Source organism: Gottfriedia acidiceleris (assembly GCF_002128425.1).
GTDB classification, from domain to species: Bacteria; Bacillota; Bacilli; order Bacillales; family Bacillaceae_G; genus Gottfriedia; species Gottfriedia acidiceleris.
In genome coordinates, this window is sequence record NZ_NESS01000024.1 from 18698 (window position 1) to 31536 (window position 12839).

At 32.0% G+C, this 12839-nt stretch carries 11 protein-coding genes and 1 other annotated feature; of the genes, 5 read left to right on the forward strand and 6 right to left on the reverse strand.

The features are described 5' to 3' along the window. The first annotated feature begins 86 nt into the window (after positions 1 to 86). Positions 87 to 527: a DinB family protein gene (locus B6K90_RS22315; protein ID WP_088014919.1), complete on the forward strand. Its 441-nt coding sequence runs from the start codon at positions 87 to 89 to the stop codon at positions 525 to 527. Positions 528 to 542: 15 nt separating this feature from the next. Continuing rightward, complete coding sequence (locus B6K90_RS22320; RefSeq protein ID WP_088014920.1) at positions 543 to 1001, forward strand: PH domain-containing protein; 459 nt, start codon at positions 543 to 545, stop codon at positions 999 to 1001. A gap of 950 nt (positions 1002 to 1951) precedes the next feature. Here B6K90_RS22320 and B6K90_RS22325 read toward each other — a convergent pair. Continuing rightward, positions 1952 to 2566, reverse strand: coding sequence for a PH domain-containing protein (locus B6K90_RS22325; protein WP_088014921.1), 615 nt, complete (start codon positions 2564 to 2566; stop codon positions 1952 to 1954). Between the two features lie 93 nt (positions 2567 to 2659). Continuing rightward, positions 2660 to 3286, reverse strand: coding sequence for a hypothetical protein (locus B6K90_RS22330; RefSeq protein ID WP_088014922.1), 627 nt, complete (start codon positions 3284 to 3286; stop codon positions 2660 to 2662). Positions 3287 to 3546: 260 nt separating this feature from the next. On the opposite strand from B6K90_RS22330, the gene B6K90_RS22335 reads away from it, so the two are divergent. Then, on the forward strand, positions 3547 to 5103 hold the full coding sequence (locus tag B6K90_RS22335) for an ABC-F family ATP-binding cassette domain-containing protein (protein WP_088014923.1): 1557 nt from the start codon (positions 3547 to 3549) through the stop codon (positions 5101 to 5103). Positions 5104 to 5170: 67 nt separating this feature from the next. Here B6K90_RS22335 and B6K90_RS22340 read toward each other — a convergent pair whose 3' ends face one another. Both B6K90_RS22340 and argS read right to left on the reverse strand, forming a co-directional pair. Continuing rightward, on the reverse strand, positions 5171 to 5764 hold the full coding sequence (locus tag B6K90_RS22340) for a nitroreductase family protein (protein ID WP_088014924.1): 594 nt from the start codon (positions 5762 to 5764) through the stop codon (positions 5171 to 5173). 260 nt (positions 5765 to 6024) lie between these two features. Continuing rightward, positions 6025 to 7713, reverse strand: coding sequence for an arginine--tRNA ligase (argS, locus tag B6K90_RS22345; protein ID WP_407920547.1), 1689 nt, complete (start codon positions 7711 to 7713; stop codon positions 6025 to 6027). Between the two features lie 47 nt (positions 7714 to 7760). After that, positions 7761 to 7981 (reverse strand) — a binding site (T-box leader). Positions 7982 to 8103: 122 nt separating this feature from the next. On the opposite strand from argS, the gene B6K90_RS22350 reads away from it, so the two are divergent. Both B6K90_RS22350 and B6K90_RS22355 read left to right on the forward strand, forming a co-directional pair. After that, positions 8104 to 9189, forward strand: a complete 1086-nt coding sequence (locus B6K90_RS22350) for a tetratricopeptide repeat-containing glycosyltransferase family 2 protein (protein WP_235821892.1) — start codon at positions 8104 to 8106, stop codon at positions 9187 to 9189. Positions 9190 to 9351: 162 nt separating this feature from the next. Further along, positions 9352 to 10410, forward strand: coding sequence for a glycosyltransferase family 2 protein (locus B6K90_RS22355; RefSeq protein WP_167555469.1), 1059 nt, complete (start codon positions 9352 to 9354; stop codon positions 10408 to 10410). Positions 10411 to 10432: 22 nt separating this feature from the next. Here B6K90_RS22355 and B6K90_RS22360 read toward each other — a convergent pair whose 3' ends face one another. After that, positions 10433 to 11809: a glycosyltransferase gene (locus B6K90_RS22360; RefSeq protein WP_088014927.1), complete on the reverse strand. Its 1377-nt coding sequence runs from the start codon at positions 11807 to 11809 to the stop codon at positions 10433 to 10435. 241 nt (positions 11810 to 12050) lie between these two features. Next, positions 12051 to 12839, reverse strand: a 789-nt coding sequence (locus B6K90_RS24000) for a collagen-like domain-containing protein (protein ID WP_217348759.1), incomplete at its 5' end; no start/stop codon positions are given.

Consider the following 12839-nt stretch of genomic DNA (forward strand, 5'->3'; position numbering starts at 1 on the left):
TATTCACCTATGGCTTGTCTAAAGACTCATAAAGAAAAATGTTTAAACATATTCATAACATGTAGAAACGAAGGAGGAATATTTAGATGAATAATTTAATAAACGAATTTAGTAGTCTAATCCAATCCGTTCCAAAAATCATCAGAGCTTTATCGAATACAGATTATAAACCAAGTCCTACAAAATGGTCTAAAAAAGAAATTCTTGGACATCTTTGTGATTCTGCGACTATGAATCATAAAAGATTTATAGACAGATTGTCCTCTAATGATGAACTAATTTTGGAGCTTTATAAACAAAATTCATGGGTAGAATTAAATGATTATCAAAATAGCTATACAATTGAAGAAATTCTTACTTTATGGACTGCTCTAAATTCACGTTTCATGAATGTGCTCTCAAACATTTCTGAAGACCAATGGAAACTTCAATATATTAGTCAAAATACAGAATCTGTAACACTAAGTTGGTTATTTACTGACTATATTGACCATATGAAGCACCATTTAAATCAAATTTTAGGATAGGATCAAGGTGTCGCCATGAAATTTAAAGTGAAGAAAAACCCTCTATTAGTCGTCCTAATTCTGAGCTTAATTCCCATCATTATTTCTGTTCCAATCATTAGCATAATTGAAGCTGATATCACAGGAATCATCATAAGTTTAGCAATCTTTATCTTCTTAATACCAATATTGATTGTTCTAGTTTGGGCACTATTCAACACATACCATGAATTAACAGAAACTGCATTCAAATCAAAGTTTGGATTTATAACAATCATCATCCCCTATAATGAAATCAGAACAGTGAATTTCTCGAACAATCCAGTTTCATCACCTGCATGGACATTCAAACGTTTAAAAATCGAATACAAAAAGTACGAATTTGCCTTACTTTCAATTCCTAAACATGAAGAAAAATTTCTACAAGAAATAAAAAAACGATGTCCAGATGCTACTATTTTAAATCGTCAAAAAGCAGAAGTTTTAATTAATTAGGTTTTAAAGAAAGAAAACTCGCATGGTATTATGTTCCATGCGAGTTTTCATTTTTATCTTTATGAGTTACTATGTTCCATCTTTTTTACTTACTCATGAACCTCTCATGAGTCACTATATTTCATCTTTTCGCGTTTTTACTTACTCATGAACCTCTTATGAGTTACTATACTTCATCTTTTTACGTTTTTACTTACTCATGAACCTCTCATGAGTTACTACATTTCATCTTTTTACGTTTTTACTTACTCATGAAACTCTCATGAGTTACTACATTTCATCTTTTCGCGTTTTTACTTACTCATGAACCTCTCATGAGTCACTATATTTCATCTTTTCGCGTTTTTACTTACTCATGAACCTCTCATGAGTCACTATATTTCATCTATTTGCATTTTTAGTGACTCATGAACCTCTCATGAGTCACTAAATTTCATCTATTTGCATTTTTACTTACTCATGAACCTCTCATGAGTCACTAAATTTCATCTTTTTGCGTTTTTACTTACTCATGAACCTCTCATGAGTCACTACATTTCATCTTTTCGCGTTTTTACTTACTCATGAACCTCTCATGAGTCACTAAATTTCATCTTTTTGCATTTTTACTTACTCATGAACCTCTCATGAGTCACTATATTTCATCTTTTCGCGTTTTTACTTACTCATGAACCTTTCATGAGTTACCACATTTCATCTTTTCGCGTTTTTACTTACTCATGAACCTCTCATGAGTTACTACATTTCATCTTTTTACGTTTTTACTTACTCATGAACCTCTCATGAGTCACTACATTTCATCTTTTCGCGTTTTTACTTACTCATGAACCTCTCATGAGTTACTAAATTTCATCTTTTTGCATTTTTACTTACTCATGTAATCTAAAGGAATCACCGCACAAAAAAAGAAGTCTCATAAGAACTTAACTTATGAGACTCCCTAAACTTAATTAATTATTAATATACTTCTCAAATACAGATCCGAAATCTTTCACTTTATATTGTTCTCTAGATTTCATTAACCATTCAAAAGCAGCTTCATTTATTTCTTTAAAACTGTTCACTAAATTGTTTTCATTTGAAGTTACACGGCCCAATGTTGTAGACGCAATTTCAATGCTTTCTTTTGCATATCCAAGTGCTTTTTCATTTTCATGACTAATTTCTGCAATTGTTAGTAGAGCTTTATATAGATCTTTTACTTGTTCAATGTGTTTTTTATGAACATCAATCGAAAATTCTCTACCACCAATGTTGAACTTAATTTCAACATCTAAATCAATTGTACCAGCTGTTTCAAGTACAACATGCGTGATTTTATGAGTGTGATAATTATAACGATGAAGTGTACGCTTCTTACTTATTGCACTTGTACCGTCTAAATGAATTAAAGCCTTATTCGTAAAGCAATACTCATCTGATTTAGATTTAATTAAGAAATAAATTTTTTCATTATCTTCATGCATTACGTAATCGTCAGAATCAACCTTGTCATAATTCTTCGGCTCAATAACACTACCTACATCACTTAAACCAAGCATATCTGCAGCAACTTTACCAAACATATATTATTCCTCCTCATTTGTTGGATCTTTGTATGGGATATCTATACGAAGGAAATGTAAAGTTATTCCCTTTTCCCATTATCAATCTTTTATCTATTTCACTTCTAGACATAATAAGTATACATATTTATTTTTAAATAGTCTTTCATTATCTTGAATGTCAGGTAAAACTTCCACTGTTTCCATCCTGTCTACTGCATCTACAAATGCCCCAAGAATAATTTCCTTATCCTTTTTGATTTCTTGTTTCTTAAATATGGTTCCAATTGTTGAAATATTCGTCATTTGAGGCTGTTTGTATACCGTTTGAATCGTACTACTGTTTTTAGTACTTTGTGAAATAGTTGTATTCCATTCATAAGTTCGTTCTGTTTCTAATTGAAGTTTTCGTTTAAATGAAAGATAAAAAGGTTTTCCTATATCATTTTTTGTAATATATATACTTGAATCTGAAATTGTCTGAATTAGTTTTCCGTCTTCATACACTTTCACTTTTACTTTAATCTCTTTCAACTGATTAACATTTCCAAAATTCAATTTAAATAGTGCTATTTGATCAGGATTTTCTCCTATTCTCTTGATTACGTTTTTCTCAGAATTAGTCATTTTATAAGTTTCAACAACACTTCTTCCACTAGTAGTTAAATGGTTACTTGTTACTTCTCGATTACAACTAACTAAAAAAACAAATATGGCTAATAATAAAAATCTTTTTCTCAATAAAAATTTACCTCCTTATTTCTCTTACTCATTTAATTCTTCTACCTCCTTATTCCCTGATTTCCCGCTTTTTCCCTTTTTTGCTATTTTAATTTTACCATTGAACACATACCCAATTGCAGACTATAATTAGAAGGTGATTGCTTAAATTCCGTTCTTCTTTATGGCTATTCTCTAAGATTTAGAGACAAAAGTTACAAATAGTCTATTTAAAAGAACATTAATATATAAAACGAAAACAATAGAAAAGGTGTAGATAAATGAGTATTTTAACTGTAAAAAACTTAAGTCATGGATTCGGTGATCGTGCAATTTTTAATGATGTATCGTTCCGTCTATTAAAAGGTGAGCATATCGGTCTTATTGGTGCAAATGGTGAAGGTAAATCAACTTTCATGAATATCGTTACTGGAAAATTACAGCCTGATGAAGGTAAGGTTGAATGGTCTAAAAAAGTACGTGTGGGTTATTTAGATCAACATGCTGTATTACAACCAGGTATGACAATTCGTGACGTATTAAAAAGTGCTTTCCAATATATGTTTGATATGGAAAATGAAATTAATGATTTATATGTAAGAATGGCTGATGCAACTCCAGAAGAAATGGAGAAAATGCTTGAAGATGTAGGTGTTCTTCAAGATACTTTAACAAATAACGATTTCTACATTATCGATGCTAAAGTTGAAGAAATTGGTCGTGGTTTAGGTTTAGAAGATATCGGACTTGATCGAGATGTAACTGAACTTTCTGGTGGTCAACGTTCAAAAGTTCTTCTATCAAAACTTCTTTTAGAAAAACCAGATATCTTATTACTAGATGAGCCTACTAACTATTTAGATGAACAGCATATTGAATGGTTAAAGCGTTATTTACAAGAGTATGAAAATGCATTTATTTTAATATCACATGATATTCCATTTTTAAATAGTGTTATTAACTTGATTTATCATATGGAAAATCAAGAATTAAATCGTTATGTTGGTGATTATGATAATTTCAAAAATATTCACGAAATGAAAAAATCACAATTAGAATCAGCTTATAAACGTCAACAACAAGAAATCTCTGAACTAAAAGATTTCGTTGCTCGTAATAAAGCTCGTGTTTCTACTCGTAATATGGCTATGTCACGCCAAAAGAAACTTGATAAGATGGATGTAATTGAGCTTGCACGTGAAAAGCCAAAACCAGAATTCAACTTCAAACCGGCTCGTACTTCAGGTAAATTAATTTTTGAAACAAAAGACTTAGTAATTGGATACGATGAGCCTCTTTCAAAACCTTTAAATCTACGTATGGAACGTGGACAAAAAATTGCTTTGGTTGGTGCGAACGGTATCGGTAAAACGACATTAATGCGTAGTTTACTGGGTGACATTAAACCAATTTCTGGTGAGGTAGAGCGTGGAGAATTCCTTCACATTGGGTACTTCGAACAAGAAGTAAAAAGTGATAATAATAAAACATGTATTGATGAAGTTTGGGATGAGTTCCCATCTATGACACAATATGAAGTACGTTCTGCACTAGCAAAATGTGGGTTAACAACGAAGCATATTGAAAGTAAAGTCACCGTACTAAGTGGTGGAGAAAAGGCGAAAGTTCGTTTATGTAAGTTAATTAATCAAGAAACAAACTTACTTGTTCTTGATGAGCCTACTAACCATTTAGATGTAGATGCAAAAGAAGAACTAAAGCGCGCACTAAAAGAGTTTAAAGGAAGCATTTTAATTATCTGTCACGAACCTGAATTCTACCAAGGACTAGTTACAGATGTATGGAATGGCGAAAACTGGACTACTAAAGTGTTTTAATTAATACTAAAAAGAGAGACGAAAAAATTGTTTTTTGGTCTCTCTTTTTATTTTGTAAATTCTCGTTTTAAAGTGAAATATTTTGACTAAGCTTTGAAGTCCATTCACTTGGATGCTTTCTTTTCTTTGTTCCTTTTGGTATTGAATTTATATAACCGATATGAAGTGCCCCTAAAATTTTACGATTTTCAGGAATGCCCATCTCTTTGTAAAATTGTTTATCAAAAATATAAGGATTTGTTCGCCATACCATTCCAATATTTTTTTCCCAAGCTGCTAATTGTAAATTTTGAACAAATGCACAAGTTGCTCCAATAGCTTCTAAATTTTTCTTTTCATTTTCTGAGTGGTCTGTCGTTATAATTAAATGCATAGGTGTGTCAACGATATATGTTTTAAAGAATTCCGTTGATTTTTTAATTTTCTCAACTGTATATGTTTCAGTTAATTCCATTCTTTCGTAACTATCTACAATTTTTGAAGCATAATATTCTTTTTCTTTTTCATCTGAAACCATAATGAATTGCCAAGGCTCTTCTTTGCTGTGGAAAGGAGCATAAGATGCTGCTTCAAGTAGCTCCATTAAAACTTCCATATTAATTGGATCCTTTTTTGTATCTCTAATAGTTCTTCTATTTTTAATAAAATTTAATATCGACATTGAACGTTTCTCCTTAGTCTATTAAATATCTCTAAATTCATTATAAATGTAAATGATAATCATTTTCAATAAAACTTTTATTTTTTAATTGTTTTCTTAGACTTCGTTAATCCTTTTACATTTGGATACACTATTTCCACTCATTGAAATTATTACATAAACTATGTATATGTAATAAAAATTAGAAAGACTGTGTTTAAGTTCTACGATTAAGTCAAAAAGAAAACAGGTATTGAAGAATTTCTTCAATACCTGTTACTTTACATTTCTTTTGGAGCACGAATTCCTAATAATCTTAGTCCTTCTTCTAAAACAATGGAAACTACTTTAATTAATGCTAATCTACTCTCTAATTGGTCATCATTTGTTAGAATATGAGTATTTCCATAATATTTATTGAAGCTTTGTGCCAAATCTATAGTATATTTAGCAATGACAGATGGTTCAAATTGGTCAAAACTACGCGTTACTTTGTTAGGGAACTCAAGTATATGTTTTATGATGTCCCAACTATATGAATCATCCAGCCCATCTTGTTTATTTAAATCCTGTGATGCAGCTTTATCTAAAATTGAATTTGTTCTCGCAATTGAGTACTGTACATATGGCCCTGTTTCACCTTCAAATTTAAGCATCTGCTCTAGTGAAAATTCGATGTTATTCATTCGATCATTTTTTAAATCTTGGAAAATGATTGCACCGACTCCAACCATTTTTGCAACTTCCTCTTTATTTTTTAATGTTGGATTTTTTTCTGCAATATTTTGACTGGCTAAACTAATCGCTTCCTCAATTACCTTTTCTAAAAGAACAATTTTCCCTTTTCGTGTAGACATTTTTTTACCATTTTGTAAGATTAAGCCGAATGGAACGTGTACCATCTCATTTGCCCATTCGTAACCCATTTTCTTCAAAACCGTAAATACTTGCTCAAAATGCAACGCTTGCTCTCCACCTACAACATACACTGCTTTATCAAAATCATACGTTTCTTTACGATAAAGTGCAGCTGCTAAATCTCTTGTAGCATACAGTGTAGCTCCATCAGATTTTCTAATTAAGCATGGTGGTAATTCCTTTTCAGTTAATTCAACAACATCGGCACCTTCAGATTCGACTAAAAGGTTTTTTTTCTCCAGAAGTTCAATAACTCGATCCATTTTATCATTGTAAAACGCTTCTCCGTTAAAGCTATCAAAGTTTACACCTAATAAATCATATACTAACATGAATTCTTTAAGAGACTCGTCACGGAACCACTTCCATAGGTGCAGAGCTTCTTCATTTTTCTCTTCTAATTGCTTAAACCAACTTCTAGCTTCTTCTTCAAGTTGAGGTTCTTTTTCAACTTCTTCATGAAATTTAACATATAATTTTAAAAGTTCTTTAATTGGATTTTCTTTTACTGCGTCTTGGTTACCCCAAAGTTTATAAGCAACAATTAATTTTCCAAACTGTGTTCCCCAGTCTCCAAGGTGATTAATTTTTATTGATTTATACCCGTTTTTTTCAGCTATTTTAGCAATTGAATTTCCAATCATTGTAGAACGCAAGTGCCCCATAGAAAATGGCTTTGCAATATTTGGGGAGGAACAATCGATCGCAACCGTTTTGTTTTCTCCAATTACTTGGTTTCCATATTCCTTCCCTTGACTAAGAACTAATTCAATTACTTGCTTACTTACTAGCTTTTTATTTAAAAAGCAGTTTACGTACGGGCCGTTCGCTTCTACTTTTTCAATTAAATCATGGTTAATCTGTGATGCAATTTCCTTTGCAATTATTACTGGTGATTTTTTTAATGCTTTTGCTAATTGGAAACAAGGAAATGCTAAATCACCTTGATCTGCATAATGTGGTTTTTCGATAAGTGAGTTAATTTCAGTTAAAGTTAATGATCCATTTAAAGCTTTTTCAATTTGTTCACTATACATATTTACATAATTCAAATTCATTATGAACATCCTCTCCAAAATATAAAAAACCCGTCTCTATCATAAGAGACGGGTTTAAGTAATCCGCGGTACCACTCTAATTGTTCAATATATTGAACCAGCTTTAAAATTTGTTAACGAGGTCTTCCCCGGCAAAGTCCTACTATTAATTCAGACTGCTTCTCCGAAGTGCGCTTCATCTTATTCGCTCTGTTAGGCTTCCACCATCCCCAACTCTCTACAAGAATCAAAATAGGATTACTCTCTTCATCTAAAAATTTTCAATATTCATTTTTTCCATTTAATCATATCTAATGTAGAATTTCAACATTAATCTTTTTTTGAACTTTATGAATGGCACCTTTTGTTGACAACCTTAATAACATAGAAATTGAGGTGGAATTCATGAAAAAAAAACCAATAACTTTAAGCCTTTGTATGATAGTTAAAAACGAAGAAGCTGTACTTTCCAGATGTTTATCATCTGTATCTAATATAGTAGACGAAATTGTCATTATTGATACTGGTTCAACTGACAAAACTAAAGAAATAGCTAAAAAGTTTACGAATTTAATATATGATTTTACTTGGATCAATGATTTCTCCGCGGCAAGAAATTTTGCGTTTTCTAAAGCAACGAAGGACTATATTATGTGGCTAGATGCTGATGATATTATCACTGATGAAAATGCAAAAAAATTACTTAAATTAAAAAAGTCATTAACTAAAAATGTCGATGCTGTTGGAATGAAATATCATCTAGCTTTCGATGAAAATGGTAATCCGAGCTTCAGTTCTGTACGGAATCGAATCGTTAAGCGAGAAAGAAACTTTAAATGGATTGGTTTCGTTCATGAATATTTAGAAGTTTACGGCGAAATTATTCAATCGGATGCTGCAATTATCCATCAAAAAGACAAAGAATATTCTGATCGTAATTTAAAGATTTATGAAAATGCGATTTCTTCAGGTAAAGAGTTAAGCCCTCGTGACAAATACTATTATGCAAATGAATGCGTAGATCATCAGCTATTTGAAAAGGCAATTAAATGGTATCAATTATTTCTTGATGAAGGAAAAGGCTGGTACGAGGATAATATTCAAGCCTGCGGAAAAATGGCAGACTGCTATTTAAATTTAAACGATTTGGAAAAAGCAATTAGCAGTTGTCTAAGATCATTTTCTTATGATGGACCACGTGGAGAAAACTGCTGCCGTTTAGGATTTGTTTATCTTCAACAAGATGATTACCAACGTGCTATTTCTTGGTATAAGCTAGCTACTTTAGTTGATGTTCCTAAAAGTAGTCCTTTTATTAATCAGGCTTGTTACACTTGGTTACCTAATTTACAGTTATGTCTTTGCTATAGTCGATTAGGCGATCAACTAACTGCTAGAAAATATAATGATATAGCAGCAAGTTATGTTCCTAATAACCCTTCAGTTCTACACAATCAAGAGTATTTTCGCTCATATTTTAAAGACCAATAACTCACCCTTAATATCTTCTAACATTTTATTTCATTGATCCTATCAGTTTAGTAAAACATACAGTCCTATAATAGATGATTTCGAAACTACTATACATTTAAATAAATAGTAAAATCATCCATCATTTAAGACAAAATCAAAATTATAGAAAAGGGTGATAGCTTGATCACAGTCAGTTTATGCATGGTTGTACAAAATAATGAAGCCACAATTGAAAGATGCCTTAGTTCAGTTAGTAGCCTAGTTGATGAAATTATCATCGTTGATATGAATTCCCACGATCGAACGATTGATCTAGCAAGACAGTTTACCGACCAAATTCATGTATTTGATGGTGTGGATGAAGTAGATGCATTAAATTTTTCAAAATCATTGGCTACAAAAGACTTTATATTTTTACTCAACCATAGTGAAGTTTTACTAGAAAATGATCGTTTAAAATTTTCGAAGCTAAAACAGTCAATAGACATTGAAGTTTATAATGTAGTCGTCGATTATCAGATTGGTTGGAATATAAAAAGTAAACAAAAAATTAGTAAATTATTTAAAAGATTAAGTTCAAATAGTAATTCAACAAATATGAAAAGTGAAAGCACCTCTGAATCATTTTCTACTAATCTTGTTATTACAGATCTTCCATTTACACAAAATACAAAAGAAAATATTCATGTATATGAACAAATGTTAAGTAACAACCTCAATCTTTCAACAATGGATGTATTTTATTATGCAAAAGAGTTAAGTTCAGATCATCAGCATGATCAATCAATTAAGTATTTTTTAAAATTTTTGCGATTAAATCAGTCATTTGAAGAACATAATATCCTTGCTTGTAATAATATTGCTAATTGTTATCATGAGCTAAATCTAAGAGAATTAGAAACTACTTGGTTATTAAGAGCACTTAAATATGGCAATACTCATCCTGAAACATGCTGTAGATTAGCTTATACATTTTTTGAAAAAAATAATTTCGATTCGGCTATTTATTGGTATAAAGAAGCAACATTAAATAAGGTTAATAATCGTTTGATTCTTCTTAACCCATCATGTACTACTTGGCTACCACATTTACAGCTAGCAGTTTGCTATGACAGAATCGGTGAATTACGCCTTGCAAACGAGCACAATGAACTAGCCTATCATTTTTACCCAACACACCCAAGTATTCTTTCAAATAGAGAGTATTTTTCAAATAGATTAAATAACGAAGGCAGCTGAGGATCACTCAACTGCCTTTTAATCATTTTTTCCTTACTAACAAGAGCATATTATATATTTCAAGATTGGAAGATAGTTGATTAAGATTTATTCCAAAACTATGAGCTAAATGAACTACTTCTTCAAAAAATAACTTAATATTTAAATCGACCTTTATATTTTCATTTTTTTTCATAGTCACTTCGAATTGGTCAGTTGGAAATAGCGTACTCATTGTATGAGGTGTGAAAAATCTAATATTTTCTTTTTTCAATATTCCAGCGTGTATATAGTTCCATTGGCCTTGTAATAATTGAAAAAGCACTTCACCATGAGAAACATTTGGAACTCTACAAATAATTGATCCAGATGGTTTTAAAAGATTGCTGATTTCTTTTATATAACTCCAAGGATCTACAATGTGGTTTACAATATTATCAATTATGATTAGGTCAAAAAACTCTTCTGGGTAACTATGGGGCACTTCGTAGATACTAATTGTATCAATCCTCTTATAAAATTGTGATGCAATTGAGGATAAATCAGAATCACTTTCCGTTCCATATAATTCACATTTGTACAGATTTTTAATTTCTAGACCTGTTGCTCCAGCCAAGCAACCAATTTCTAATACATTGTTTATGTTACTCGGTACCATTTCAATAACTTCCGTCTTCGGATATCCAATGTCAATTAAATTGTTTCCCCACTTTTCGATATACTTCATTCTATTTTCTATATATAGGTGATTTATGTTAATATCGCTATTTCCATTAAATGTCACGTGCCCATAATGATGAACAAATGAATCTAATGCAATATGCAATTCATATCCTTCTAAAATAGTTCTTAAACAAATATCATCATCTTCAAATGAACCTAGTTTAAACCTTTCATCAAATCCTACTAATCGATCAATTAATTCGCCTCTTACTAGTAAACAAAACCCTACTAATCTTAATACTTGCTTCGACATTCCTTTTACACTTGCACAATATCTTAATGAAAAATCATTGATTTCTTGATCATTTTGATAATCAACATTAATTCGCTGCAATCCACTTACATAATTACTTACAGGCCCAACCATGCCAATTTTATCATTACTATATAAAAGAGTAAGCATTGCATCTAACCAATTTTCTGTAACGATTGTATCATTATTTAAAAATAACAAGTTATCACCTGTTGCGACTTCGATTCCTTGATTACACCCTTTAGCAAACCCCATATTTTTTTCATTAAAGATTGTAATAAAAGAAGGATTACTTTTTAAATATTCTCGTGTTCCATCAGTCGATCCATTATCAATAACAATAATTTCTACTTCATCTTCATTTGTATATTTTGCAAGACTTTCAAAGCATTTTTTCGATACCTCGAGCTGATTATAAGTCAAAATAATAATACTAGTTTTCATTTACCGAACACCTTCTTAAAATCTCTTTAAAAGTAGACTCTTCATTTCACTATTAATATTTTTAGTAATTTGACTACTCAGTATTTCCTTACACATAAAAACATCCTTAAAAAATAATCTTCAATCGTCTTATATAACTTATTCAACTTAGGAATATTTTGTCAGTACTAAAAAAATATTTCATCTCCTTTACTTCAAAAAAAAGAATCCGTTTTTTGAGAACGGACTCTAAAATCACTAATTAGCTCAGTTCAATTATTACAATACTAATATTAGGATGATTAGCATCTTGAGCTGGGAAAGTCATGTCTGTAGTACTGTCGACAATCATATTTAAATTAGTTGGCGCAACTTGTCCAACAGTACTAACAATAAACTCACCTGATCCTTCAGAAGCTGTTGTTAATCCTACGGAACTTGGATCAGTGAATCCACTTCCTGGAATATCTGTACCCGCTAAGGTAAAATGAACTGAAACAGCTGAAACTGAAGCATCACCAACAAAAGTATATATAACCTGATAATTATGACCTTGAGCAAGAACAATATCTGATGAACCTGTTGCATGAGAAATATCTGTCCCTGAAATGGTTCCATTCGTATCAAAAGTAACAGGACTACCCGTTGCTATTGTTTGTGTGCCTACATTAAAGATGTGAGCAAATGCTGCGATTGTGCCTGTTGCTCCTGCTGGACCTGTCGCTCCGTCTGCTCCTGTTGCTCCTGCTGGACCTGTTGCTCCCGCTGGGCCTGTCGCTCCGTCTGCTCCTGTTGCTCCCGCTGGACCTGTTGCTCCTGCTGGACCTGTTGCTCCTGCTGGACCCGTCGCTCCGTCTGCTCCTGTTGCTCCTGCTGGACCTGTCGCTCCGTCTGCTCCTGTTGCTCCCGCTGGACCTGTTGCTCCTGCTGGACCTGTCGCTCCGTCTGCTCCTGTTGCTCCCGCTGGACCTGTTGCTCCTGCTGGGCCTGTCGCTCCGTCTGCTCCTGTTGCTCCCGCTGGACCTGTTGCTCCTGCTGGGCCTGTCGCTCC

What these genes read in the sequence shown, in the direction of transcription:
- B6K90_RS22315 (WP_088014919.1), top strand. Translation starts at nt 87, where the DNA reads ATGAATAATTTAATAAACGAATTTAGTAGTCTAATCCAATCCGTTCCA.
- B6K90_RS22320 (WP_088014920.1), top strand. Translation starts at nt 543, where the DNA reads ATGAAATTTAAAGTGAAGAAAAACCCTCTATTAGTCGTCCTAATTCTG.
- B6K90_RS22325 (WP_088014921.1), bottom strand. Translation starts at nt 2,566, where the DNA reads ATGTTTGGTAAAGTTGCTGCAGATATGCTTGGTTTAAGTGATGTAGGT.
- B6K90_RS22335 (WP_088014923.1), top strand. Translation starts at nt 3,547, where the DNA reads ATGAGTATTTTAACTGTAAAAAACTTAAGTCATGGATTCGGTGATCGT.
- B6K90_RS22340 (WP_088014924.1), bottom strand. Translation starts at nt 5,764, where the DNA reads ATGTCGATATTAAATTTTATTAAAAATAGAAGAACTATTAGAGATACA.
- B6K90_RS22350 (WP_235821892.1), top strand. Translation starts at nt 8,104, where the DNA reads ATGAAAAAAAAACCAATAACTTTAAGCCTTTGTATGATAGTTAAAAAC.
- B6K90_RS22360 (WP_088014927.1), bottom strand. Translation starts at nt 11,809, where the DNA reads ATGAAAACTAGTATTATTATTTTGACTTATAATCAGCTCGAGGTATCG.